At 57.2% G+C, this 25,867-nt stretch carries 24 protein-coding genes and 2 pseudogenes; 20 read left to right on the top strand and 6 right to left on the bottom strand.

The window, feature by feature from the left end; all coding sequences use genetic code 11:
- Positions 1-5 precede the first annotated feature (5 nt).
- From ATC00_RS22215 to ATC00_RS22195, 5 genes are all read left to right on the top strand, one after another.
- Entirely contained in the window at positions 6-1,097 is a 1,092-nt protein-coding gene (locus ATC00_RS22215) for an LLM class flavin-dependent oxidoreductase (protein ID WP_064254474.1), read from the top strand.
- Between the two features lie 223 nt (positions 1,098-1,320).
- The gene (nodD2, locus tag ATC00_RS22210) at positions 1,321-2,280 is read left to right on the top strand and encodes a transcriptional regulator NodD2 (protein ID WP_064254473.1); all 960 of its coding nucleotides are present in this window, start codon (positions 1,321-1,323) and stop codon (positions 2,278-2,280) included.
- A gap of 400 nt (positions 2,281-2,680) precedes the next feature.
- A complete protein-coding gene (gene groES, locus ATC00_RS22205) occupies positions 2,681-2,995 on the top strand; it encodes a co-chaperone GroES (protein ID WP_064254472.1) in 315 nt (104 codons plus the stop codon).
- A gap of 38 nt (positions 2,996-3,033) precedes the next feature.
- Entirely contained in the window at positions 3,034-4,662 is a 1,629-nt protein-coding gene (groL, locus tag ATC00_RS22200; RefSeq protein ID WP_064254471.1) for a chaperonin GroEL, read from the top strand.
- A 277-nt stretch (positions 4,663-4,939) separates the two neighbouring features.
- Positions 4,940-5,647 carry a methyltransferase gene (locus ATC00_RS22195; protein ID WP_064254470.1) on the top strand — a complete coding sequence of 236 codons (708 nt, stop codon included), beginning with the start codon at positions 4,940-4,942 and terminating at the stop codon, positions 5,645-5,647.
- 661 nt (positions 5,648-6,308) lie between these two features.
- Here the strand turns inward: ATC00_RS22195 and ATC00_RS33735 are convergent.
- The 3 genes from ATC00_RS33735 to ATC00_RS22185 all read right to left on the bottom strand — a co-directional run bounded on the left by ATC00_RS33735 (position 6,309) and on the right by ATC00_RS22185 (position 7,123).
- A complete protein-coding gene (locus tag ATC00_RS33735) occupies positions 6,309-6,500 on the bottom strand; it encodes a hypothetical protein (RefSeq protein WP_072642866.1) in 192 nt (63 codons plus the stop codon).
- A gap of 181 nt (positions 6,501-6,681) precedes the next feature.
- Entirely contained in the window at positions 6,682-6,903 is a 222-nt protein-coding gene (locus ATC00_RS22190; RefSeq protein WP_064254469.1) for a hypothetical protein, read from the bottom strand.
- A 37-nt stretch (positions 6,904-6,940) separates the two neighbouring features.
- Entirely contained in the window at positions 6,941-7,123 is a 183-nt protein-coding gene (locus ATC00_RS22185) for a DUF3606 domain-containing protein (protein ID WP_064254468.1), read from the bottom strand.
- 592 nt (positions 7,124-7,715) lie between these two features.
- Between ATC00_RS22185 and ATC00_RS33730 the strand changes: the two genes are divergently transcribed.
- On the top strand, positions 7,716-7,949 hold the full coding sequence (locus ATC00_RS33730; protein ID WP_234782403.1) for a hypothetical protein: 234 nt from the start codon (positions 7,716-7,718) through the stop codon (positions 7,947-7,949).
- A gap of 1,323 nt (positions 7,950-9,272) precedes the next feature.
- Here the strand turns inward: ATC00_RS33730 and ATC00_RS22175 are convergent.
- The gene (locus tag ATC00_RS22175; RefSeq protein ID WP_064254467.1) at positions 9,273-9,935 is read right to left on the bottom strand and encodes a hypothetical protein; all 663 of its coding nucleotides are present in this window, start codon (positions 9,933-9,935) and stop codon (positions 9,273-9,275) included.
- Between the two features lie 290 nt (positions 9,936-10,225).
- Here ATC00_RS22175 and ATC00_RS34140 point away from each other — a divergent pair.
- From ATC00_RS34140 to ATC00_RS34130, 7 genes and pseudogenes are all read left to right on the top strand, one after another.
- Positions 10,226-10,333, top strand: a pseudogene (locus ATC00_RS34140) (non-homologous end-joining DNA ligase); the annotation flags it as partial.
- Between the two features lie 115 nt (positions 10,334-10,448).
- Positions 10,449-10,763: a sunset domain-containing protein gene (locus tag ATC00_RS22170; RefSeq protein ID WP_064254504.1), complete on the top strand. Its 315-nt coding sequence runs from the start codon at positions 10,449-10,451 to the stop codon at positions 10,761-10,763.
- A gap of 476 nt (positions 10,764-11,239) precedes the next feature.
- Positions 11,240-11,335, top strand: coding sequence for a pantocin A family RiPP (locus tag ATC00_RS34135; protein WP_072597249.1), 96 nt, complete (start codon positions 11,240-11,242; stop codon positions 11,333-11,335).
- Between the two features lie 62 nt (positions 11,336-11,397).
- Positions 11,398-12,522 carry a HesA/MoeB/ThiF family protein gene (locus ATC00_RS22165; RefSeq protein ID WP_064254466.1) on the top strand — a complete coding sequence of 375 codons (1,125 nt, stop codon included), beginning with the start codon at positions 11,398-11,400 and terminating at the stop codon, positions 12,520-12,522.
- Positions 12,509-13,180 (top strand): hypothetical protein, encoded by a 672-nt coding sequence (locus ATC00_RS22160; protein WP_082912500.1) that lies wholly within the window; start codon positions 12,509-12,511, stop codon positions 13,178-13,180. Before ATC00_RS22165 ends, ATC00_RS22160 begins: the two co-directional genes overlap by 14 nt.
- A 22-nt stretch (positions 13,181-13,202) precedes the next feature.
- Positions 13,203-14,057 carry a DMT family transporter gene (locus ATC00_RS22155; protein ID WP_161951939.1) on the top strand — a complete coding sequence of 285 codons (855 nt, stop codon included), beginning with the start codon at positions 13,203-13,205 and terminating at the stop codon, positions 14,055-14,057.
- A gap of 302 nt (positions 14,058-14,359) precedes the next feature.
- Positions 14,360-14,673, top strand: a pseudogene (locus ATC00_RS34130) (sunset domain-containing protein).
- Between the two features lie 719 nt (positions 14,674-15,392).
- On the opposite strand, the gene ATC00_RS22145 reads toward ATC00_RS34130, so the two are convergent.
- Both ATC00_RS22145 and ATC00_RS22140 read right to left on the bottom strand, forming a co-directional pair.
- Positions 15,393-15,635, bottom strand: a complete 243-nt coding sequence (locus ATC00_RS22145) for a helix-turn-helix domain-containing protein (RefSeq protein WP_064254502.1) — start codon at positions 15,633-15,635, stop codon at positions 15,393-15,395.
- A gap of 336 nt (positions 15,636-15,971) precedes the next feature.
- Entirely contained in the window at positions 15,972-16,514 is a 543-nt protein-coding gene (locus ATC00_RS22140) for a MaoC family dehydratase (protein ID WP_064254464.1), read from the bottom strand.
- A 1,595-nt stretch (positions 16,515-18,109) separates the two neighbouring features.
- Between ATC00_RS22140 and ATC00_RS22130 the strand changes: the two genes are divergently transcribed.
- The 7 genes from ATC00_RS22130 to ATC00_RS22110 all read left to right on the top strand — a co-directional run bounded on the left by ATC00_RS22130 (position 18,110) and on the right by ATC00_RS22110 (position 25,858).
- On the top strand, positions 18,110-18,700 hold the full coding sequence (locus tag ATC00_RS22130; RefSeq protein ID WP_064254462.1) for a NodA family N-acyltransferase: 591 nt from the start codon (positions 18,110-18,112) through the stop codon (positions 18,698-18,700).
- Between the two features lie 242 nt (positions 18,701-18,942).
- Positions 18,943-19,245: a hypothetical protein gene (locus ATC00_RS32305; protein WP_153045269.1), complete on the top strand. Its 303-nt coding sequence runs from the start codon at positions 18,943-18,945 to the stop codon at positions 19,243-19,245.
- The gene (locus ATC00_RS22125; protein WP_064254461.1) at positions 19,242-20,258 is read left to right on the top strand and encodes a helix-turn-helix transcriptional regulator; all 1,017 of its coding nucleotides are present in this window, start codon (positions 19,242-19,244) and stop codon (positions 20,256-20,258) included. Before ATC00_RS32305 ends, ATC00_RS22125 begins: the two co-directional genes overlap by 4 nt.
- Before the next feature lie 524 nt (positions 20,259-20,782).
- Positions 20,783-21,760, top strand: a complete 978-nt coding sequence (locus ATC00_RS22120; RefSeq protein WP_064254460.1) for a LysR family transcriptional regulator — start codon at positions 20,783-20,785, stop codon at positions 21,758-21,760.
- Positions 21,761-22,316: 556 nt separating this feature from the next.
- Positions 22,317-22,742: a hypothetical protein gene (locus tag ATC00_RS34125; RefSeq protein WP_174556968.1), complete on the top strand. Its 426-nt coding sequence runs from the start codon at positions 22,317-22,319 to the stop codon at positions 22,740-22,742.
- Between the two features lie 122 nt (positions 22,743-22,864).
- Positions 22,865-24,115: a metal-dependent hydrolase family protein gene (locus tag ATC00_RS22115; RefSeq protein ID WP_064254459.1), complete on the top strand. Its 1,251-nt coding sequence runs from the start codon at positions 22,865-22,867 to the stop codon at positions 24,113-24,115.
- A 327-nt stretch (positions 24,116-24,442) separates the two neighbouring features.
- Positions 24,443-25,858 carry a hypothetical protein gene (locus ATC00_RS22110; protein ID WP_064254458.1) on the top strand — a complete coding sequence of 472 codons (1,416 nt, stop codon included), beginning with the start codon at positions 24,443-24,445 and terminating at the stop codon, positions 25,856-25,858.
- Positions 25,859-25,867 lie beyond the last annotated feature (9 nt).

Raw genomic sequence — 25,867 nt, 5'->3', positions numbered from 1 at the left:
TTGCTATGGAATTCGCGACATTTCTGCTTGCCGCCCAACGGGGCTATCATCAATCCCCCGACACGGTCATCCGCAACTCAATCGAACAGGTAGTGCTTTCGGAGCAGGCCGGCTTCAACACGGCGTGGTTTGCCGAGCACCACTTCAATAATTACAGTCTCGTTCCCTCTCCATTGATGATGGTGGCGCATTGTGCCGGCCTGACGAGCACGATTCGTCTCGGTACCGCCGTCTGCGTACTGCCGCTCTATCAGCCGCAGCGCCTGCTTGCCGAGATCGGGTTCGCCGACATCGTGTCGGATGGTCGCCTTGAGCTTGGGGTCGGCTCCGGATACCAGCAGTTCGAGTTCGAGCGCTTCGGTGTCGATCTCGACGAGGCGCCTGCCGTCTTTTCCGAGTACCTGGATATCCTTCTCAAGGGGCTCAGCCAGAAGGTTTTCGAACACGACGGCCAGTATCAGAAGATACCTCCGACGGCGATTTCATTGCGGACCGTCCAGAAGCCGATCCCGCCGATCTGGATCGCGGCCGGATCCGCGCGCAGTATGAGGCGGGCCTATCGTGAGGGCCACAATCTGTTCGTCACGGCATTTCACAACGGCTTGGACGCTTTGCGCACGCTGCGCGAAAGCATCGAGAAGGCAGCGATCTGCGAGAGAAAAAATGTCACGAAAGCCAAGATATCACTGCTGCGCTGCTGCTATGCCAGCGACCACGAGGCGGAGATCAACAGCTATCTCGACAACGCCCGCTTTCAGCGGCGGCTATCTGAAGCGTTGCAACAGCGCCGGCAGCAGAGCGAGGACGGTTATATGCTTGAGGAAGTCCCGACGAAACAGGACCTGTCGTTCGAGAGCATGCGCGAGAACCTGCCGATCGGCAATGTGAATCGGGTGATCGACCGCCTGCTTGAAGAAATTGGCGTGCTGAAGCCGACGCAAATTGCCATTCAGACCCAATTGGGCGAGTTCGACCAGAAGACGACGCTGAGGCAAATTGAACTTTGGGGAGACAGGATCATCCCGGCGATCAGCTCGGCCACGCGCCACCGCTCGGCGAAGGTCGGGTCCGGCTCCGCTCAACATGATGGGCGATAAGGTCAGAGCTGGCGCAGTTTCAAGCAACTTCCAGCCAACGTGCTGTCTCCCGGTGGTTGCCCCGCGGCTGAATGGCAGCGGCCATTCAAAGGGTTACCGACCGCCTCGGGCGATCCTGCATAAATGTGGCGGCGTCCGCCTTGATTTCGAACAATTTGTATTACTAATTAAGAATGCTGGCGGTTTCGGGGTGGCAACCATCCACGTTTTGGATAGATGACGCATGCGGTTCAAGGGCCTTGATCTAAATCTCCTCGTCGCGCTCGACGCTTTGATGAGCGAGCGTAACCTTACGGCGGCGGCGCGTCGCATCAATCTCAGCCAGTCGGCAATGAGCGCGGCCGTTGGCCGGCTGCGCAGCTATTTTCGTGATGAGCTGTTCACAATGGCGGGGCGCGAATTTATCCCGACGCCGCGGGCGGAAGGGCTCGCCCCGGCGGTGCGCGAGGCTCTGCTGCAGATCCAGCACTCCATTGTTTCCTGGGAGGCGTTCAAACCAGCCCACTCGGATCGCCGCTTTAAAATCGTGCTCTCCGATTACGTCACGCTCGTGTTTTTCGAAAAGATCGTGGAGCGTGCGGCGCGGGAAGCTCCTGGCGTCAGCTTCGATTGTCTGCCGATTGCCGACGACTTCGAGGAGCTTCTGCGGCGAGGCGAAATCGATTTTCTGATTATGCCGGAAGCGCGCATGTCGTTGCATCCTCACGCTGCGCTGTTCGAGGATATATTTGTGTGCGTCGGCTGCCGAACGAACGAGCAGCTGTCGGAGCCGCTTACATTCGAGAGATACATGTCGATGGGCCACGTTGCGGTGAAGTTCGGAAATACGCGGAAGCCCTCGTTCGAGGAATGGTATCTGCTCGAGCATGGTTTCAAGAAACGTATCGAGGTCGCAGTACAGGGCTTCAGCATGATCCCGCCAATGCTGTTGGGCACCGAGCGTATAGGAACCATTCCTCTACGGCTGGCGCAGCATTTCTCAAAAACAATACCCCTGCAGATCGTCGAGCTTCCGCTGCCACTTCCCCCGTTTATCGAAGCGATCCAGTGGCCCGCCCTTCACGACAGTGATCCGGCAAGTCGTTGGCTGCGCGAGATGCTCGTAGAGGAGGCGTCTCGTATGGTCTCGCCGCGTGCCCAGGAACCTCTGGAGGATCCCGGCTTTAATCGCGTTGTTCAATAACACCCGCCGCGCGATGAGGCGCTGCTCCCGACAAGTGCGCCTCCTAATCGCCAGCTTTCCATAAAGGCGGTGTTGCCGCCCTCTCTGTTGAAAATCCCCTCGACATCGCTTCCTCGCCGCAAGTCGGTCTTCTACCCAAGCGCGGGGCCAGCCCACTTGGTTAAGCCGCCGTCTCAACCGAGCCAGAGCTCGTTGGCCTTTCGAGGTCGGTGTGAGCCAAAGCTCCATCGGTTTGCTGCGGCACTTTAGCACTCTCGACCAAAGAGTGCTAAAAACTCTTGAATTCAGTTTTCAACTGAACCAGAATCAACCGCTGCCAGTAGCCGGAACGGCCTTGCCCGTCCGCAGTGCATTCGTCTGGCGAAGAGCATCACCGATTGATTTTATCCAGGAGGAAGGCATGAAGTTCCAACCGCTCCACGATCGCATTCTTGTCCGCCGCGTCTCGTCCGAAGAGAAAACCAAGGCCGGCATCATCATCCCCGATACAGCCAAGGAGAAACCGCAGGAAGGCGAGGTGATCGCCGTCGGCCCGGGCGCTCGCAATGATCAAGGTCAACTCGTCGAGCTGGACGTCAAAGTCGGAGATCGCGTTCTCTTCGGCAAATGGTCGGGCACGGAGATCAAGATCGACGGCGAGGACCTGCTGATCCTCAAGGAAGCCGACGTGCTCGGCATCATCGAAGATTTGAGCGCGGATAAAAAGGCCGCCTGAGAGCTGCCACTGACCAGAATTCAGCGAAGGAGCAAATCATGGGTGTAAAAGACGTAAAATTCCATTCCGATGCCCGAGATCGCATGTTGCGCGGCGTCGATACGCTTGCGAACGCAGTGAAGGTGACGCTTGGGCCAAAAGGCCGCAATGTCGTCATCGACAAATCGTTCGGCGCACCGCGCATCACCAAGGATGGCGTTACGGTGGCCAAGGAAATCGAGCTTGAAGACAAGTTCGAGAATATGGGCGCGCAGATGCTGCGTGAGGTGGCCTCGAAAACAAGCGACATCGCCGGCGACGGCACCACGACCGCGACGGTGCTCGCGCAGGCGATCGTCAGGGAGGGCGCAAAGGCCGTTGCCTCCGGCATGAACCCGATGGACTTGAAACGAGGCATCGACCTCGCCGTCGATACGCTCGTTGCCGAGCTGAAAGCCAAAGCGCGGGAAGTTTCGAACAATGAGGAAATCGCCCAAGTCGGCACCATCTCGGCAAACGGTGATGCGGAGATCGGCCGTTACCTCGCCGAAGCAATGGAGAAGGTCGGCAATGACGGCGTGATCACGGTCGAGGAAGCCAAGACCGCGGAGACGGAACTTGAGGTAGTCGAGGGAATGCAGTTCGACCGGGGTTATATCTCACCCTATTTCATAACAAACCAGGATAAGATGCGGGTAGAGTTCGAGGAACCCTACATCTTGATCCACGAAAAGAAGCTCTCCAACCTGCAGGCGATGCTGCCCGTTCTCGAAGCTGCCGTACAATCGGGCAAGCCGCTCCTCATCATTGCCGAGGATGTCGAAGGCGAGGCGCTTGCCACCCTCGTCGTCAACAAGCTGCGCGGCGGACTAAAGGTCGCGGCCGTCAAGGCCCCTGGCTTCGGCGACCGGCGCAAGGCCATGCTCGAGGATATTGCAATCCTGACGGCAGGCACCGTGATCTCCGAAGACCTGGGGATCAAGCTGGAGAACGTCACGCTCGACATGCTCGGCCGCGCCAAGAAGGTCTCGATCGAGAAGGAGAACACGACGATCATCGATGGCGCCGGCACCAAAGCCGACATCGACGGCCGCGTCGCGCAGATCAAGGCGCAGATTGAAGAGACGACGTCAGACTATGATCGCGAGAAGCTGCAGGAGCGCCTTGCCAAGCTCGCCGGCGGCGTCGCGGTCATCCGCGTCGGTGGCTCGACGGAAGTCGAAGTAAAGGAACGCAAGGACCGCGTCGACGATGCGCTGCATGCAACGCGAGCGGCAGTCGAGGAAGGCATCCTGCCAGGTGGCGGCGTGGCGCTTCTGCGTGCAGTCAAGGCTCTCGATGGCGTGCAGACCGTCAATGACGACCAGAGGGTCGGCGTCGAGATCGTTCGCCGCGCCATCGAAGCTCCGGCGCGGCAGATCGCGGAAAACGCTGGTGCGGAAGGCTCGATCATCGTCGGCAAGCTGCGCGAGAAGGCGGAATTCTCCCATGGCTGGAATGCCCAGACGGGGGAATTCGGCGATCTCTTCTCGATGGGCGTGATCGATCCTGCCAAGGTCGTCCGCACCGCGCTACAGGATGCGGCCTCGATTGCCGGCCTGCTCGTCACCACCGAAGCGATGATTGCCGAGAAGCCAAAGAAGGAAGCTCCGCCGGCAATGCCGCCCGGTGGCGGAATGGACTTCTAGTCCCCCCTGACCGCGTTCCGCAGCTTCGGCTAGCCGAGAAAGGTGGTTCGCCCCGTCGGGGCCGTTGGTATTCCAGCGACTCTCGACGGGGCCAAATAGCTGCACTTGTCGCGCCGGGCAGCATTCAACGCCGGCTTGTCTGTGGAAGTCGACATGCCGCAAACGTTCGGCTGGATTAACCCGCATATTTGCCTCAAGGCCTGAGAAAGCTGCCGCTTGGGCATAAAACAGTTGAGCGGCCAGCAGCGCTAGCGCGTCCCCATCTCGGAGGGCACATTTGGGCGAAGTCGATAAAATCCGGGCAACACTCAGGACTAGTCAACAGAGAACTTTTCCGCGGCAGATACGGGAGTTCGGGCTCGATCTGATCGTGCGAGAAGGCGTTTTTCCTCCCGAAGATTTCCAAAGTTGGCGTTGGTTTAGCGAGAACTTCCCTCCATTTGCGCGAAAGCGGATCTTGGAGATCGGCTGCGGTTTCGGTCTCCCGGGTCTCCTTTTGGCAAAGACCGGAGCGCTGTCGTTGCTAGCCTGCGATATCAATCCGCGGGCTGTCGCGAACACGTTGGAAAACGCCGCAAAAAACAATATTGAAAATGTCGACGTAATCGAAAGTGATATCTTCAGTAATATTCCTCCTGGAAAGAAGTTCGACATTATTTTTTGGAACTACCCCTGGAATCTCGTTCCAGCAAAATTCGAATTCGGCGATGACATTGAGCGCGGAGCATTTGATCCCGGCTACGGCCAGCTTGAGAGATTTCTGTCGGAGGCCCAAGCATTTCTTGCGGAAGGAGGAAAAATCCTTTTAGGATTCGGCATCAATGCCCGCGATGACCTTCTCGAGTGCATAGTGGCTGCGAATGATCTCAGATCGGTGATTGTGAAGTGGGGGCCGGGCTCCAACATCGACTTAGCTTACAGGCTGTTCTCAATTCGCAGCAGCGCTACAGCATATGGTTTCCGACCCTCACGTGGACTGCTCTAGCCACCATTTCGCCCATCGCCTTGGATACGGTGACGCAAAGATCCGGATCCATGACGCGACGCTCAATAAAAGGACCGATCTCTGTCTACAATCGGATATTGACTCCAACGGGCCTTCTGCGAAGTTGCGGTTTGCGCAAGTGACCTACCGCCACCGCTATCTCTTTTTATTCAAGTCAAAGCTTACGTGCCGCCGGACAGCGGCATCACCGAGCACGAGCTGCTGCAGACATCACGCGCATCGACGGCCGGCAGGCCAGGGAAGTGCTCGGCGACGACGGGCGGCCTTGGAGACGACGGCGGAAATGGCGGAGGCGGCGGAGCGCGCCCCGCACCCGTGAGAAGTCCAACGCTTAAGGATCACCGCTCCACCGCAGCTCCGCTTGCAACTATCAAGGGGCAGGCACCAACCTATGCGGAGAAGACGTGGACCGTCGCTCATCGACGCCGCGATTGACGCACTTATCAGCCTTGACCAGACTGCGAGGGCGGAAATTACGCCGATTGCAGAGAAAATCGCCGCGTGATGTCCGATCGGGTTTCTCAAATCGTATATTTTTGAATGGGTGATTTTCCAGCGGCCGCCATAGAGCGGTCTTCTCTTTGGGGCGCTGCCGAACCGCGGACGTTTAAACTCGCGAGGTCACGGGACTGCCCCAACCCTAATATCTCCACCTCGGAGCGCGCTTCGCATTGTAAAGCAATTCGGAAGCCGTGGCGAAATCGCCAAAGATGAGGGTTAGCCGCCGTTCTTCCTCCTGGCACAAGCGTTGCCGGCGGCAAAAATCGTGAATATTCCACACCTTAGTAACAGCATGCGTGGAAAGTTTATCGGCTTTGACGCGTACAACCATCCTTGCTCCTCCCGAAGCGATGGCGCCACACTATTATACTAAGGTATGATGAAGCAAGAATAAATGTAAGTATTACTTAATGCCTTAAGTATTACTTATTGCCTGATGCCCACCCTGCTGTGGCGACGGGCGATTGTGCGGCCGCTCTCCTGCATGGCGGGATTGAGCGGCCGCTTGTTGCTTAGACGATCAACTGCACGATATGAGCGAACGGCGTCATAGCCCATTTTCCGCTGTGATCCTTCGCCGTTCGGTAGATTATGAAGTCCCGGCCGACCGTGAACTCTGCATGCATGGTGATCTCGTTACCGGTCGAGAGCACGGCCCTTAGTTCGGTCACATGGCGTTGCCTGATTTGTTCGCTGATTAGATCAGCGAGCGCCTGATTGAGGACCATGGCCATTTGAAGCCCTAAGTTTCCTTCGCATCATACACCAACGTTAGCCCTTCAGTTTGTTGGCCGCCTTGTCCGCAGCGTCCCGATCGCCGCCATGCTGTTTGATGATCCGTCGCGCATCCGCGGCATTGATGCCGTGCTTTTTCGCGAAGTATGCAACTTCGTATTTTTGGGTGCCTGAGACCAGGCGGCGATCTGCGGCGGTTTTCGTTTTGTCGTCTGCCATCAGAGGCCCTCCTTCGTTGATCGGAGGACAACGCATACGGGAATCGTAGGTTCCCAGGCCTAGAGTTTGTATCGGCCATGTCCCCAGCGAGCGGATGCGCATCGCTAATCCTGGCGGGTTAGAGAAGCATCTTCTGTTCCCACGCTGTATCGATTCCGTTCGTACTTATTTCAGCTATTCATAATGCATCGTAGGCCTCATGCTGAATGACATTCGCAGCGAAGGGGCGGAGGAATACCGACGCCTCTACCGAACCGCCCGCTGGCGCGGGTTGCGTGAGCAACAGCTTCCCCGCCGACCTCTTTGTCAGTGGGGCTTGGAGCTCGAGATTGTCGAGCCGGCCACTGAAGTTCATCACCTTGTTGCACGCATCCCGTTCTGGTCAGGGCCTTTTCTCAGCACCTGCGCTCCGTGTCACGCCTCTCGCGGTAAACGCGAGGGGTGACCCAGACATTCGGAGCCGACGGCTGGCCGGTGGACGGATAGGGGGTGGGGTGCAAGCTCCGGGCGCGGCCACCGCGAACCGTTGGCTCAGCCGCGCGCGTTACGCCGCAGGTTTTAAGATTATTTTTTGAGAAGCCGAGGAGAGGTCATGGGCAGGGGTCCACGCCCCGAAACGCCAGAAATGCAGGCGGTGAAGGGCAATTCTGGCAAGCGCAAGAGGCGCGCACCATCCGTTAAGCCGGTCGGCGAGATGGTCATTCCCAATTACCTTCAGGGGGATGCGCTAGCCTGCTTTCAAATGATGGCGGCGATGCAGCCTGGCTATTTCGCCGTGACGGATACCGGTTCTATTGCGGTCTACGCAGCGGCGTGGGCGGACTAGAAGGCTGCTACCGAGGCGCTGGCTGTCGAGCGCCATCGTGCCTGGTTCCACAGGCAATCTGCAGCCCAAATCCGGGTCAAGATCAAAACGAGGCGGCGCGCATCATGATGTTGATGGGAGATCGCCTTGGGCTTGATCCGGAGTCGCGGGCTGCAGTGTCATCGCCAGAAGAGAAGCCGAAATCGAAGTTTTCGGGACTTATCGGCGCCGATAAGTAGTGAGGCTGCCAGCGTGCAGCGCCCCGACTGGGCGAAGCTCGGTGACGGCGTCACCGATTCTGGGCTGGCATTTGCGCAAAAAGTCATCGACTTCATCGAACTGCTGAACGTGCCAGCGGCGAGGCACAGGGCAAACCGATCAGGCTCCGCCCTTTAGCAGAAGCATTGTGCGCGATGTTTACTCGCCGCGGAATGAGGCTGGCCGACGGCGCGTGCGGCGCGCGATTTTCTCGGTTGCTCAAAAGAACGGGGAAACCGCGCTAATTGCGGCTCTTGTCCTCGCGCACCTGATCGGCCTTTTGCCGAAGTGAACCGCAAGGCGTCGATATCGGCCTGTTCGTTGTCGACGGCACGGTTGAGAAGAACGCGAGCCGCATGATCGAGCACAGACCCAGCGGGTCTCTTTTGCGACGTCTATTCCAACAACTACCTCCATCGGGTGCCTCGCATCGTTGGGAGCCGGCGCAGGCCTGGGATCGCCGACATCGCCTTACTTAGCCATTGCCGGCATCGAGCAATCAGCGGTCGAACCAAGGGCGGTGAGACAGGCGGCCCAGCCGGATCATCGATTACGGCTTCGCAGCGAAGCGGATCGAGCAGATTCGACATGACGACTAGATCGCAGGCATCGCTTATGATCGGTGACGCATTGAGCAGCTGTTGGCGGAATTCGCTCGATTCGCGTTGATTCCTACATCGATGGCAAGGATCAACGATAAAACTCGCGTAGATCGCCGGGACGGCTTCAATTCCAATGACACGATCTGGCGCAGGCACGTATAAGACCAGACACGCTTAGTCACAGCGCACCCCGTCTGGTTACTCGTAAACCGTGGTCTCGTCTATGCTTCGGCATGCGCCCACGGTACAGCATTCGACATGCTTGCAAACGGCTGGCGTTGTAAACCAGCGGGATCCATTCCGCCTTCGCGTCGATACTCCATTGCCTGGCGCTTCCTCCTCTGGCGACTGGCAACCATGCGGCCGCTCTCCCGCATCGCGGGATAGAGCGGCCGCTTTGTTTTGTGTCTGTTTTTGTCGATCGACAGATTCAACAAAATGTTGACTTGTTGCGGAATTCGCAACATATAAGAGGAAACAGGAACTAGGAGACCTTGAGATGCGCGGTCCTGGCCCGATCAAGATCTAAGTTGAATATCACTACTCGTCTTTGCAAGTCGGCGTCGGATTGTCTATCCGGCGCTTTTCGCTTTTTGCGTTGCAGGCGGTATTCGGGGTAAGTTCTCTCCATCTGGAGAAGTATCGACTGACCGATTTGAGCGCATTCAAATGCGTAATCAACAATATCGTCGATAACAGATGCTCTACCATTTTCTGAAATAACACCGAAGCTCGGCAGATAGACACCCTGAATCTCGGTGCCTATTCGCTCCATTATGCCGTAAAATGTCACTACATCAGCAATGTATTCATCCCCTGCGTGGTGCAGCAATCCGATCTGAGATTTGTATATCTCTTTATGACGAGAATCGGTGATGTGGGGAATGAAGTCTTTGTTCTCCTTAATTTTCATTATGACCTCACCAACTGAGGCGGAGAGTTCTATGAATTTTTCCATGTCTCTGGTGTTGTAGTCGATCTCGGCAAAGAGAGCCCTTATATACTTCTCTTTCTCGTCTCGCCGTTTCTTTTTATCGTCGTCGACTGTGCGCCACTCCTTTGCGATCCAAAGGAACATTGTGATGCTGCCAGTTAAAACGGCAGCAAGAAGAGGCGGCCCAAGCCACGGTTGCGGTTCCACTGCCATGCGCCCCTCGATCGGTCGATTACAAATAGAAAATGCCTAGCGAATCCCGGCGCCATACGCAACGATGATGATGGTCGTCAGGGCCGACCATCATCGCGCCGATTTCGGACACCTGTCGATATCGTCGGCGCCGATGTCGGCGTGAGTTCATGCAATGTCCACACTAAATCGGCAACGTACCGCAGCATCCGCCTACCACCACTGGTACGGTCTCAAAGCCTGGCAAGACGCCCGCCACATGCAGCTGTCCCGACAGCCCCTTTGTGAGCGCTGCCAGTTGTACTCGACGACAGGGCCGCTCCGACTTCGGCATGCTGCAACGGGCACTCGGTCGCCGACCTGCTGCGCATGCCCCCGACGAAATCATCTTCTTTGCCTTCGACATCCTCTATACGGAAACGCCCCCCTCGGGGGCGTTGCTTTCCCCGTTGCTGCGAATTAGCCCATTTGGGCAGCTTTTGCTAACATGAGATGCCATTTACCCTCATGACCCGAAACTTGGCGGAGAGGGGCATGCGTTACCGCGCACACCGGGGCCGTCAGCAGAAACGGTCTGTGCTGTCCTATCCTGGACTGCTGATCGGCGCGCTTGCCGTCGGTGCAACCGGGGGCATGACTGCGGGCGACCTTCTTGCCTCACTGACTGGCGGTTCTGCTGGATCCTGCGATATCAAAGGCAATGTCAGCATCGACACCGGCGAGCGGATATTCCACGTGCCTGGTCAGAGATATTACTCGCAGACAAAGATCAGCCCGCAATATGGGGAGCGTTGGTTCTGTTCGGAGTTCGAGGCTTGGGCCGCGGGGTGGCGGAAGTCGAAGGTGTGACGCGATGCCGTCCATTGATGACTATTGCAGATCGGACAATCTGCTGGAACCACTCGGCCACGCTTCCTAGAACGGGTTTGGTTTTCAAGCACCGGCGTAACTGTGGCTTGCTCCGATAACAGATCGGGACGTCGTGAATGGAGCAGGAGGACGCGTCGCGTCGGATTTGTCCGCTTTACGACGATCATGTTCGGCGAGCCACCTCGAAGCACATCCACTCAAGCCTTTGACCGACACGGGAAAAAAGATCTACCACGCTCCCGGCCCGACTGGCACGATATTTGAATCTCCTTCGAGCGTGGCGCTGGCGACCTGGTGACCGCAAGTGCTCTGCCGAAAACGGCCGAGCGCAATCGGTGGAGTAAGGCTCCATCACAATTGTCTGCGCCTCGCGATGTCACGTCTTGACGTGCTCGAAAGGTCACCGACGGTGGGTTGCGCCGATTGTGGCGCGCTTTCGAAAGAAAGGAACGAGTATGAAGAAGCTTGTATTTTCTGACCTTGAAAAGCGCATCTCCGCTATCAGCGAAGAAGACGCAACGTACAGCAAAGGCAAGATTATCCTCGTCTAGGCTGTAGATCCGGGGGCGAAGTCAATGCGCGACTTCGCCCTTCCTTTTGAGCGAGGCATCTCGTGGAGTATGCAAAACCCTTATTAAAGCGGTCCCACCATGTTCTGGTAGCAGAGGACGGGAGCATTTGCATCGGTGAAATACCCGGAAAATCAAAGATCATCCAGTCTCCTCCGCCTTGGGTTGCAGTTGTGCTTTCGAGACTAGACGGCGAGCATACAATGCCGAGGATACTGAAGGAGCTTAAGGCAGAACATTACGACGTCACGGACGGTGACGTGCACGATTTTGTCTCAGCTCTTGCTGGCTTCGGACTTATTGAAGAGAGCTCCCGATTTTCCAGCTTGCTGAGCTCAGAGGAGATCGAGCGCTACGACAGGCAGATGCTGCAATTCTCACTCATCGACGAAGATCGAGTGGATAATGCGACAGCCTATCAAGAGCGGTTAAAGCAGGCCCGTGTGCTCGTGTTGGGAATGGGGGGTTGGGGAACGTGGTGCTCCCTCCTCCTTGCACGATCGGGGATCGGCACATTGCGGATCGTGGATGGGGACGATGTCGAGCTTTCCAATCTCAATCGCCAGGTTCTCTACAACACCACTGATCTTGGGGCACGAAAAGTAGATGCCGCGGCCGCAAACGTTCGGAAACATAATCCGCATGTTCGCGTCGAACCCTTCTACGAGTTTGCCCTACCGGATCGTGTTCGCTTGGGAGAGCTGCTGAAAGGAGTTACCGTTGCAATTCTGGCTTGGGCGAGCTTGGGGTACTATCGCAAGGACAGCGTCGAGAGGATAGTCCACGAGATCGCTCGCGATCGACAGATCCCGGTGATCGAACTTGGCGGTGACCCGCTCGATATATCGGTCGGTCCAATTTATCTTAATGACGGCAGCCACCCCTCATTCGAAGACCTGCGGCGCATTTCGCAAGACCGATTCTATAGTGATGACGCACTGGTCAGAAGCTTCCAGGAAGCCCGGCTGAAAAATGAATTCGCCAACGGCAATCGCAGCGTCAACGCGTGGCAAAGCTCACCATCGTTGGCGGTAATGGCAGGTCTTGCAGCCGACCAGGTCCTGAAACTTATTACAAAGTACGACAACTGCAACCTCGTGGGGAAGCGATTCCACATGTCGTTAAGGACATACGCAACGCGTGAAGAGGTGCTTTTTGAGCAAGATTGAATCGCTACGCGAGACGTTTGACGTCGAAGGATTTGTCTATTTCGACTTATCCGAATTCCTGCCCGGCTTGCCTCGGATCGGTGAGGGCGTCGAGAGGATCGAGGATCGCTTCTGGTCAGCAATCATCAAAAATCGAGATGGTGTGGCGGATTACTATCAGGATAGCCGGGCAGCCGCTGCTCACGAACTGGCAATCGCCGATTACACTGCGGGGAAATTCTCCTATTCGTTCAAGCGGTTGGAAGACACCCCAACCAACAACCGGAACTTCGTATTTTGGGGTGTGAAGACACTTTTGTCGTCGGAACCCATGTTTGAGCTCTTGAAGCAGATTACAGGACGACAAGCCACGGCCATCCGGCGCTTCTACTTCAATCGGTTTGACGAAGGGGAGTTTCTATCTACGCATACAGATCCCGGCCAGAGTTTCGGTCTCGTTCTTAACTTGACGAAGGGGTGGGAACCGAACCACGGCGGCCTCACGATGGTGCAGACCGAAGATCGCAAAGCGATTAGAGCATGCTTGGTCCCAACTGAGTTTCAGACGCTGATCTTTGATACCAGCTCCCGCTTGATTCCGCATTTTGTGTCGATGGTGACTGCTCGGCCGAAGGCAAAACGAATAGCAGTAGTCGTCAGATATGACGCGGAAGAGTAGAGCTGTCTTTGATATGAGGTCCTTGCTGGCCCTGCTGGCCGGGGGAGCCGTTGTCTTGATTTGGAGCACAGCGTTCTCCCTTTCTCGCGAGGCAATCAAAGATCTGGGTGTTTGGCCCTTTCGCTTTTACAGTCTACTGGCGGGCCTTCTTCCAATAGCTGTATTCCTTCCTAAGAGCATCCGGGAGCTTCGAACAGCGTCAAACGGAGAACGACACAACACGCTCATCGTTGCAGTCATCAACGGGTTCGTCGTGTCGACGGTCAACGTGATAGCTCTTGCATTTTTTCCCGCGCCGGCGGTTCTGACGTTGATGTACACGATGCCCGCCATTACGAGCCTGATCGAGATTGTGTCAGGAAAGCGCCTCCATCCGTTCGCAATGATTGCACCTGTCGTAGCGGTCGTCGGCGTATTGTTGTACATCGGTGGCAGCAGCTTCGGGGCGGGTGCGATGCTGGTTCTTATAAACGCGAGTGCCTGGGCTTTTGCAACAATCCTGGCAGGAAAACCATCCCACTCAATTTCCGGAATCAGTAGGGTGGCGTTGCAATGCATATTGGCTTTCGTCCTGAACCTTCCTTTCTTCTTCATTTTCACGGTGGTGCCTAACGGATCAATTCCACTTCCGAGCTGGAACGATGTGCTAGCTATTCTCTATTCGGGTGTGTTGAACGGTGCTGTCGCGTTTCGGCTTTGGTACTACGCAATTGCCGGTATCGGCGTGGGCAGGGCCGCGTACTTGACGCTGCTCGTGCCGGTAGCAGGAAGCGTTTTCGCTTCAGCTTTTTTCGGAGATGAACTTGGCCCCCGGCAGGTTCTTGGCATCGCTCTTGTCTCCGGCAGCATGCTTCTGAGGCTTTCCATCCCGCGATGACGCCGTTGTTGGAAGTGTTCGACATGGAGATCGGCACGTCTGATGCCAGACGATCTGGATGCAGTCTAGGCGCGACGAAATCCCACAGTTCTAAAGCCGACGTTCGTAATCCGAGACCTCTATAGAAGCGGCTTCGGCATGAGCGGGAGATCAGAATGAGACGATCCGGGCGGCCCTCCACACTCGGCCGGCAGCGGGGTTGATTCCGCTGACGACAAAGGATGCCCTAACCCGCTTGTGCACTTATTGCCGACGGACGCTCTGCAGTACGATTTCCTCAGAACGACAGGTGGGGAGAGGGCATGCACTATCGCCATAGGCGCGCACAAAGATCGCTGCCGTTTCGAGCGCCCGGGCTGGTGATCGCTGCGCTCGCGGTTGGTGCATCCGGTGGTTTCACTCTTCCAGACCTCATCTCCTCCTGGCAAGGGCGCTCAGTCGCAAGATGGTCCTGCGATATCAAGGGAAATGTCATCATCGAAACCGGGGAGAAAATCTACCACGTGCCGGGACAGCGCTTCTACGGTTCAACTCGCATCGACACGAGATACGGCGAACGGTGGTTCTGCTCGGAAACAGAAGCACGGCCGCTGGATGGCGCAGGGCGTACAGGTGACCTTTCGGTTAGGCCGCGAAGAACGACATTGAGAAAACTACTTAAGTCCCAATGCCGGCGTGGGTCATCCCTGTCTTGCCTCGCTCTTCGTCAAAACCGACGAAGGGTCAGGCCCGGAACTTACGGGTTAAATGGGCGGGATGCCGGTGGTTTATCCACGCGCGCGTCGTCACCGCCACAATTGGACGAGCGAGCTTTCACCCGGTCCTGATCATTAAACGAAGGACATCAGGCTGTCTCACTCCCGACTGAAACAGCCTGATGAGCTTTCCGGCAAGCTCATCGGCTCGGTCGCTAGTGATCGGAATGCGTCGGACCCTGATTTCCTCATCAAGGATGCTCTGGAGCAAGTCGAGGTCGTCAGGTGAGAGAGCAGGGCTATAGGAATCGTTGCCAGAATACATTGCGCATCTCGCTCGGTTGGGGCGAAAGCGCAGATCTTCCAGCCAGCGGCGCCCGTGTAACCAGCCGCTGATGAGAGCAGTGTACCCCCTATTGGCAGCAGCACAACAGAGCGGGCCAGTTTAGTCAGGTAGCGTACACAAAAAGGCCGGGCTGAACCCGACCTTGCTGCTGCCAAAAGCCGGTACGTCCGTGGACAACAGCTATAAGGTCATTTGGTAGTCGCGGATCATGGCGAGATCCATCCGTAGCGGTATAAAATGCGTATTTGCAAACAAGAGGCGTCTGGTATCGCTGCCAGCGTGACGCCCGTTCCGTTAGTCCAGCAGGAAGGTGGAGGTTGGCACTCGAAGTGCCGCCGCGATGCGCCTGAGCTTGTCCGGGTCGACATCATCACCCAGTTCAATCCTAGTGATTTCTGCGCCAGTCAGTCCGCAGGTCAATGCAAGATCCTCGATGCTGTATCCAACCGCTTCTCGAGATCGCCGAACAGTATCACCGATATCAACGTGGCCTCGCTTCGCCACCGGCGCACCTGTATTGTTCGCTGAATTTGGCATGGTAACTCCTTCGATCATGCACCACAGGGAGACGGCAACCACAGGGCAGGACAAACCGATTATGGTGCAGTGCAGCATAGTTCCTTAAGTATGACAATTGCAAGGCAGGCACCGCATGATCCGACAAACGTGGTGACCCTTTGAGACCTAGAAACTTTTGACCGCTGACATTGCCGAATGCGCGAAGCTGCATCTGAAGAGCGATATAGGAGCTTTCTTCTTTGCGGCCGATCCTTTGTGCAAGGCGAGCATGTAAGAATTGCCAGCTCGGGCCGAAGAGGAGGCTCAGCTACCCTCGCGAGTCGAGGCGGATGCCCGGTCAGGGAAAGCCGACCTCTATTGTGCGGCGGCCGGAATAGTGCGCCTGCGTGTGCCGCCAAAAGTCGCCCGCCGGGCCTGCTCAGGCATGAGCTTTGCATCAAATTGGATCATTGTCTGCCACATTGCATTCAGGGCCGGCTTTCTTTCCCCCTCGATCTCAACTGTGGCGTCATAGACAATCATCAGCATGCTGGCGGCACAGAAGCGAGCGTCGGCCAGGGTGAATCGGCCGCGCACGCGTGCGCCACACTTGACCGGTGCCATGAAGCGAACTTTATCGAAGCCGTAATTTATCCCCATCGTGAGCTCGCGGATCTTAGGCAGGCAATCGTAATTCATCGCCGAGAGCAGCGAGAGAGACAGGAAACCATGCGCGATCGTGCCGCCGAACGGTGTCTCCGTTGCTGCGCGAACCGGGTCGGTGTGAATGAACTGGAAGTCTCCGGTTGCCCCCGCGAAGTTGTCAATGGTCTCTTGTGTCACGGTGATCCAGTCGGAGACGCCTATCTCCTTGCCGATCAGATCCTTGACATCGGAGATTGAGATTTCTTGCGGCATGTAGTTATCCTGATAAGGGCCTCGAGCCGAACTGTAGTTGTTAGGCGAGGCTCCGGAAGAGCGGCGGTACCATTGTAGGAAGCTATCGGTGCAGTCGCCTGTAGCCCAACGATCACGGTAGTCGGGACCGCGCCGCTTGTGTGTCGCGCCGCGGTTGATCACGACGGAAGTCGCCTGGATCTCCCTCAGCTATTTTCTAAGTGGCTGAGACAGTGATCCTGGACCAGTCGCTATTATGGAGACGGACCGCATCGTACCTATGGGAGCACGCAAAACTCCTACCTTTGTTCTTTACTTCACCTTATCTAATAGCATTTGACCAGGTTTGATAAATTGATTGTGTAGATGGCATCGATCCACATCCTCAATATATGGAGCCTATATGACGCCCTGCCTTTACAGATCTTGATTTCGGCTCTGCCGAGCTCGTGGTGCGGCCTCTGGCAGTGACGTCGTCGGTGGTGTGAGCAAAGAGGCATGCTAATCCAAGCGAGTTAATCTCGAATGCGGTACGGTTGAGGACACTGACGCTTTTGTTCGGCGTAGCTGGCCGCAGTTAGATCCGTGATCATGAGGCATCCGCCGGGGAAATCAATCGCGGGTTCAAGGAGGCGATGGCTTTCAAGGTCTCATGTGGGGACGCGACCATGTCCGCTGCGAGAACGCAGGACCGCATCACCCCTTCAGCCGCGGATTGGCCTGCTGGTGGTTTTCACCTCCACCAGAATTGTTCAGGCGGACCAGCGCTCATGGGGGCAACACCGGCCTCGGATCGCGTGTCTGCCGACATCCGCTTGATATGCCGCTGGGCGCCGGACACCCTCATTCGCTCGTCACGTGCCTGGCCATCCCTGAACAGCGGCCTGGCAGATATTCTATATAGATTGTCAGTTCATCGAAATACGCCCAATTTAGGATGCGCTAAAAGGGCCTGGCGAGCTTAATGCGCTTGCCGTCGTCGCAATACTAGGCCACAGGCGGGCCTAAGCGTCGGAACAGGATCCTTTCATGCTGGACTTCGCAGCCTCCCGGAAACGAACAAGCCCAGACGCCCCTACACCTCGCATTGGGGCGCGTTTTCGGCACGAGGGGACGATAGACAGCTGCCGCATGCCGCGACCCGGGTCCGATCGATGTCGTCCAAAACTTTTCCGCTGCTCTACATCAAAGCGCGCGCGTCGTACACACCATGGTGCGCAAGGGGTGACTGGAGAACGGCCGGGGCCCGGACGAACAGCATGGACTTGAAGAATGTGTTCCGCTGAATTGGGATGCGCCGTTTGACCTCCTGTCCATTGAACTCGCCCGCCTCCGAGACGTCGGCGGTTGCTATACCTGGCAATGCGCCGGCCGCTTCCATGCCCGGCGTCTCCCGCTTCCTGAACATCGCCTGTTGCGGCTGTGTGAGATCGGTCGCCAGCTATTCCTGCGGGTTAATGCAGGTTCTGATCCGCCAGATCCTCGGCGATCATGAGGGCCTGTTAAACCGGTGGCGCCCGCGCTGTGATCCGACTGCGTCTCGACGAAGCGAGCAAGAAACTTGCGCGTAAGGTCGACACCTCCGAACTTAATTCAACAGCAAAAAAGGTCTTTGCATGCGTTCTAACGTGCAGTGGAAATTGTGTTGGGAAAACGAGTTGCAACTCTCCGACCATGTCGAACTCACGGACTTCTTTCGAAGGACCTATGGACCGACAGGTGCGTTTAATGCGAAGCCGTTCGAAGGCAGTCAAAGCTGGGCAGGGGCAAGACCCGAGCTTCGTGCCATCGCCTACGATTCCAGCGGCGTAGCGGCTCACATGGGCTTGTTGCGCCGCTTCATCAAGGTTGACGGAGTCGACCTGCTCGTGGCTGAACTCGGCCTGTATGGAGTGCGTCCAGATCTCGAAGGGCTCGGAATCGCCCATTCGATCCATGTCATGCTTCCAACACTGCACGAGTTTCAAGTTCCATTCGCTTTCGGTACCGTCCGCAACCAGCTGCGGAAACACATTGAGCGGTTCGGCCGACACGGCCTGGTGACTGTTATGTCTGGGATCAGCGTACGATCCACGCTGCCACACGCGCGTGTCGACCTGCCGCCGACGCGCGTCGAGGATCCACTTGTCATCGTCCTGCCTGTTAGCCGGCCGCTCTCCGACTGGCCCGCCGCCAAGATGATCGACCGGAACGGACCAGAGCTATGAGCCGCCTTGACTGCTTGTCCCAAGTGCCGACGCTCATTGGCGAGCTCACGCGGTCTCGCCCGCAGTCCAAAGCCGGTGCCCGGCGGGACCGACGGCGCATGGCCCGGTCGGCGGATCTGCCGGGCGTCCGTTGGAGTTCTGGCAGTGACCTTTCTTGACCTAAATCTCCTCGTCGCGCTCGACGCCCTGAGGACCGAGCCTCAGCGCCACGGGCCGCGGCACGCAATTTCAGCCAGCCGGCGATGAGTGCCGCCGCCTGGCTACTGGCCTATTCCCAGGACGAGCAGTCGCTATATAAATCGCTCAGTGCGAATTCGGCGGAAATCATGGTCAGTCCGAGCCGCGCTTCAACGCAATTAGGAGACGATTTTTTCGGCTGCAAGGACCTCCTGTCAAGCAAGTCTTCGACGGTAACAAGGCGCGGCGCGGACATCCGGCACTATCGCGCCGCAATTGGAATGCATGCACATCTCTCGTCAGGTCATTGGAAATTGAAGCAAGCAGGAACGATAAAAGCAGCAATACTGAACCTGGAGAATGCATGATGGAAAATAGCGCCGGTGATGCCGTTTTTCGATATCGTGGTTCCACGTTCGACAGCATGATCGAAACCCTGGGAGGGGTTTTCGGCACATTCGACGCCGAGCTCGTCGGCCGTGCTCAAGACTTCCATTGGGGGATCGATCTTTCGGCCTCTGAGAGCGCAGTGTTGATTTCTGGTCACCATCAGACAGGGTTTCAGTTCCGTGCTCAGTGGTGTGCCGGTGCAACAGAGCACCTATCGATCGTGGTGCCGCGCAGAGGTGGCATGGGGGTCACGTACGGTTCTCGCATGGCCGGGGCCGAACCCGGGAAACTGCTTCTTTACAGGAACTTCGAGCCTGACGGCATCTCAATGCACGGGCAATCCAATCTGATAGACGAGTTGGTGCTTAATTGGTCGTTGATTCAGCGGACCATTGGCGAAATTTTCGATGTGCCGTTTAATGGCTCGCTCGACCTGTTGCCCGAAGTGGATCTGTCAATGCCGGTCGGCAGGACAATCGGCAACGTCACGGAAGCGATAATCGAAGGCATCCGCGATAATGGCCCCCTCATTCAGTCCCCTGTAGCGATGGCCCATATTACGCAGGCACTCGCCGACATGGTAATAAGGATGGTGCCTCATCGGTTGTCGCATCTATTGAATAAGAAGCCTTGCATGATTGCTCCCGGACATGTGCGCCGCGGGATCGAGTTCATGTGCGCCAATATCAACAAGCCGATTACGATGCCGATGGTGGCAGATGCAGCGGGTGTTTCCACCAGGGCACTCGAAGCGGGATTTCGTGCTTTCAAGGACACAACGCCTGCAGCCTATCTACAGATGCTTCGATTGCGGGCAGCGCGGGAGGACCTCCTCGATCCAGAGAACCATATGCTCTTGAAGGAAATCTGCCTGAAATGGGGATTTTTTCAGTTCGGGAGGTTCTCCGCACTTTATAGGGCACACTATGGAGAAAATCCGTCCGCAACGAGGAGGCGCGTTAGCGGGTCGCATTCTCGTAGGTCCCCCTAAGAAGGCATGGCGAAGGCGCTCACGCGATACTAGCATGACGGTCCGCGCGAAAATCGAAAGACAGGGATGCCGCAGATAAGCCTCTGCGCCGTCGGATGATCGCCCTCGGGGTCGCCGACGTTCTCCTCACCACATCCGTCACGTCCACCCGCTTCATCTAGTCGGCAATTCGCAGTCCGCTTCAAGGATGAACTTCGCAAGCGACGCAGGAGGAACTCGCTCCGCGTTGTTTGACACCCGTACTCGCTGTCGACGACCGCCAAAACGTGTCGACCGAAGTCAGAACAATCGGGATGGCATGACGGAAAGGGCCGACCGTTTACCCGCTGAAAATCGCCGCGGGGCGAGGCTGGATCGCTCGCCTTTCCCGAACACGCGTCCACAAATCACCGCAATGTTCAAATTCGCGTTTAATGTCCAATTCGCGAATGAAAGTTTCCGTACCGGGTCTCTGTGCTGTGAAAACGTCAATTTATATTACTAATAAAGGATGCGACATACATCCACACTATGGATAAAGAGACATGCGTTTTAAAGGCCTTGATCTAAATCTCCTCGTCGCGCTCGACGCTCTTATGACCGAGCGTAACGTCACGGCGGCGGCGCGCAGCATCAATCTCAGTCAGCCGGCGATGAGCGCAGCCGTCGCGCGATTGCGCAGCTATTTTCGTGATGAGTTGTTTACAATGGCGGGGCGCGAATTTATCCCCACGCCTCGTGCGCAAGGGCTGGCGGCCGCGGCCCGGGAGGCTCTGCAGCATATTCAGCTCTCCATCATATCCTGGGAGCCGTTTAATCCGGCCCGATCGGATCGTCGCTTCAGGATCATCCTTTCCGACTACGTGACGCTCGTGTTCTTCGAAAGGGTTGTGGAGCGTGCAACGCGTGAAGCTCCCGGCGTCAGCTTTGATTTTCGGCCTCCCACCGACGACAATGAGGACCTTCTCCAGCGCGGCGAGGTCGACCTTCTGATTCTGCCGGAGATATTCATGTCTAACGCTCATCCTCGAACGAAATTGTTCGATGATGTACACGTGTGTGTCGGCTGTCGTTCGAACAAGCAGTTGTCAGAGCCGCTGACATTCGAGAGATACATGTCGATGGGGCACGTTGTCGTTGGGTTCGGGGACACCCTGAGGCTAGGCCTGGAGGAGAGATTCTTGCTGGAGTACGATCAAAAGAGACGGATCGACGTCGTTGTGCACGGCTACAGCATGATTCCGCCCATGCTGTCGGACACCGATCGTATAGGAACCATGCCGTTGCGCCTGGCGCAGCATTTCGCGCAAATTCTTCCGCTCCAAATTGTCGAGCTTCCGCTACCACAACACCTTCCGTTCACCGAGGCCGTTCAATGGCCTGCGCTTCACGATAGTGATCCGACCAGTCGTTGGCTGCGCGAGATGCTGGTAGAGGAGGGGTCCCGACTGACCTCTCCGCTTGCTGCGTCCGAGCTCCTCATCAATCCCGGCCAGCACGGATATTGTCCGGCCCAGCTCTGATCCGCGGCCTTCACATGGGCCAAGCAAAAACAGGCGGTAGGTCACCCCTTGGCAGTGAAGCGCGTCAATGCTGCCGGCGGCGATCACCATACGCTTTCCCCGCTCCCGGCGCAGTTGAGGGAGCGGCCGCCTCGAAGCAAAACAGGGGTAGCTGTCCGGATCGGCCGGGGAAGCTCGAACGCTGCGGCGTCCCGGGGCGTGATTCGTCTACGTCTGATCGGTTTAATCCGCACGAGCGTCGATCGTTTATGGGCAGGCAGCATGCGCTCGGGCTCCCGCGATCATGATGCCACTCCTGAGCGTCCCACCTCTGGCTTAGCGCCGGAGCGCATTGAGACCATTGAGCCAGCAGCCGGCGGCTGTCGGAATGTCGAGTCTGCGACACGGGAGTGTTCGGCCAGCTGTTTGATTGCTCCCACTTTAGTCGTGAACCCATCCGGGAAGAAGGTAGTGCAGTTGGCACAACTTTTGACTATCAGGAAGCGAGGAAGGAATGCGACATCCCTGATTGGGAAATTCCGGCCCTCGGAGTGCTTTACGATCATGGTGTTCTTACATGAGCGGTATCGATTCTCACCCGAGACTGAATGCCGCCGATGAGATCCTTATCTCTGGTTTGAAGACATCGACGGCGAAGGCGCCCTTGTCTGGGGTCGCGAAGCAATCGGTAAGAACACTGGCACTGCTCGGCAGATCGCAGTTTTTTCCGATTACCGATATGCGCCGCTCCACGAAGCTACTCGCAGGCGCGAGCTGGAGCGGCGAATGCGGCGGTCCTGATAAGTTGGAGAGAATCAAACCAAGGCGATTCTACCGCCGATCCTGCTCGCCACCACGAAACGTGACGATCGGCTATCCGGCCTACCTCAACGAACCCGATGTCGGCGGTCATGGTTTCGGCATGGACAACGGTGAGCGCGCCGCCTTCTTCGCCGCCGCTACTATTTCGGCGAAGCGATCGTTTTTAGCTGAGTCTCCGTGAAGGCTCACGATCAGTGCTTTGGCCAACCTATCGAGACGGGACCGGAGCCCCGCACGTCATTTCCCGGAGGGGATGGCATTCTGTCAGCGGCCGATACTGCGCGAAAACCGTGGGGCGCATGGATGAAAACAATCGTTATTCGCAATGCTGCCATCGTGGATGGCACCGCTGACCGTGCTGCGGATCGGGTTGATGTTCTGCTCGCGGATGGCTTCGTTGCCGAAGTCGGAGAGCGCTTGAAGGCCCCGGCCGACGCCCGCATTTTTGACGCGGCGGGGAGGTTCGTCATGCCGGGGCTGATAGATTGCCACGTGCATGTGGTTGCCGTTAAAGGAAACCTCGCCGCGAACGCTGAGCTACCCAACACGCTCGTCGCGCTCCATGCCGCAAATACCATGCGCGGAATGCTGAGCCGTGGCTTTACGACGGTTCGCGACATGGGCGGCGCCGATCAAGGCCTAGTGGACGCCGTCGAGCACGGGCTTATCGAGGGACCGCGTCTTGTGATTTGCGGCAAGGCATTGTCTCAGACAGGCGGCCACGCTGATTTTCGCCATAACCACAATCAGCGCCCCGCAGATTATTACCTCGACCAGCTCGGTGCGCTTGGCCGCATTTGCGACGGCGAACCGGAAGTGCGACGGGCGGCCAGGGAGGAGCTGAAGGCGGGAGCGCGCTTCGTCAAGGTCATGGGCAGCGGAGGTATTTCTTCGCCAACCGACCCCATAGATGCGGTCGCGTTCAGCCTTCCAGAACTGCAGGCGGTGGTCCAGGAAGCGGCGCACAGGCACACTTATGTTGCCGCCCACCTCTACACGGATGAAGCGATTTCCAGGGCGCTTGAGGCCGGGGTGCGGTCGATTGAGCATGGAAATCATATTACCCCGGCAACCGCCAAGCGGGCACGCAAGTCCGGCGCCGTACTGGTTCCTACGAACATCACATATGCCGCGCTGGCACGCGAGGGCGCCGAACATGGGATGCCGGCGGCTTCGCTCGAAAAGATCGATTTCGTCCTAACCGCGGGTCTGACGGCATTGGAGACCTTGCGGGAGGCCAGAGTAACGATGGGCTACGGCTCGGATCTACTCGGCGGGATGCACGAGTATCAAGCGCAAGAATTCGAGCTACGCGGCCGAGTCCTACCGGCACACGAAGTGATCCGCTCCGCCACCGTGGATGCGGCCCGGGTCCTCCAGCTGGAGGAAAGGGTTGGGATCATCGCACCAGGGGCTTTCGCAGACGTGATCGTTATCGACGGCGATCCGCTGAAGGACCTGTCGATCCTTGCCGATCCCAAGCGCATTCGCACGATCATCAAAGGCGGCCGTGTTGTGAAAGAACCGCCTCGCTGCCCGAGCTCGCGGCTGTGAGAGCTCTATCAGGTCAGTGGGGTAGTGGCTTTTCCGCGGGGGATTGTACTCCACTGCTTTTGCCGCCCGCGGGACGAATATCCCACCCAGGCATCCAGGAGAATGTAATCCGCTTCGTCGCTGGCTGGAAGAGCAATTCAGACTGCAGCCGCCGAATTAGCGTGTCAGGTATCTGACACGCTGATGTTCGCCCACGGTCAGGCCACGCTCTCGTTCAAGCAGCCGAGTACATCGAAAAAACAATGTCCTTGATCTGTTGGCACAACTTTTGAAGGTGACTGATCACCGGCAGACGAAGCTACCGTCCTGGAGAAGGCGGAAGCAAACATGTCAGGTCCACGTGAGATCATAGCTTTTATTCTGATCGCTATAACCATCGCATTCTCAGTTTCCGCGCATGCTCTTGCGACCGCGACTTACCCGCTGCCTGCTGATCTGATCTATAGGAGCTTTCCGACGTTCCCGTTTTCCGAGGCGAAGGAACTCGACGAACGTACGAAGCCGCGCGTCATGAAACGTCAGAGCAGCTTGCTTGAGGAGCGATACGATCTTTCTGACTGTCCCGTGAAAGGCGTGATGATGTCAGGACGCCGGAAGGCGGTTCAGGCAGGCGTTCGCGTCAAACTCCCGAAGGGCGTAAGCTGGGACACATTGGCCGCCAAGAGCCCAGACGAGATCAGAGACCAGGGGCTATTGCCGCGCGGCTTTCTGCCGCTGCCACATGTAAAGCAGTCGACGGGCGGCCAAGTCTTTCCCGAGGTGCAGATTAATGAAATCGGCCGCCAGGAAGGCAGGGATCTCAGGCGTTTCGATGTCGGCTTCGACCTCCCCGATCACCTGACGCCGGAGTTCCCGCCGCCAATCTTCCTGACCACGCATCCGGAACTTGGTGACGTGTCGCATGGCGAGCTTCTGACGACCAGGAACTTCTATGAGATCATGAGCGGCATCATCACGCCGGTGCAGATGGAAGGGCTTCGGCTGCTGCTAACGCCCTTTCCGCAAGAAGAGTTTAATGAGACCGAGGATCGCAAGGTTGCCGAAGAGAGCCTGGGCGTCGCCTGCCTGGACTGCCATTCCAACTTCCATACGAATGCCGCCTTCCACCTGACCCCTGACGTCCGGCCACAGGCGCAGCGGTTTCGTCTCGACACTACCAGCCTGCGCGGACTGTTCAATCAGCAGATCCATGGCTCGAAACGGTCTCTTCGGTCGGTTGAAGACTTTACTGAGTTCGAGCAGCGCACGGCCTATTTCAACGGCGATCATGTAAGCGCGGCGAGAAAGGGCGTGAACCTGCTCGATCGCGCGAGCCAGGCCTCGCTGATGGCGCAGATGGAGAATATGATCGACTTCCCGCCGGCGCCCAAGCTGGATGCGTTAGGACGCCTCGATCCAAGCCTTGCGAGTAAGCAGGAATTGGAGGGCGAAAGGGTATTTATGGGCAAGGGTCGCTGCGCCCTTTGCCATTTCCCGGGGACCGCCTTCATGGACAACAACATGCACGACCTGAAGCTTGAGCGCTTCTATAAGATCGGCCAAAAGGCCAACGATCTCTTGATGTCACCGGATGGTCCGATCAAGACTTTCACTCTGCGCGGCATCAAGGACTCTCCGCCGTATTTGCACGATGGGCGGCTGCTGACACTCGCCGATACGGTCGAGTTCTTCAATCTGGTTCTCGGAACAAAGCTTGCACAGCAAGAAAAGGATGCGCTGGTGGCCTATCTGGTTGCCCTTTGAGGTCTCTTC

Source organism: Sinorhizobium americanum, assembly GCF_001651855.1.
Lineage (GTDB): Bacteria > Pseudomonadota > Alphaproteobacteria > Rhizobiales > Rhizobiaceae > Sinorhizobium > Sinorhizobium americanum.
The sequence above is the reverse complement of the archived record's forward strand: the minus strand, read 5'-3'. Positions and strand labels throughout refer to the sequence as shown.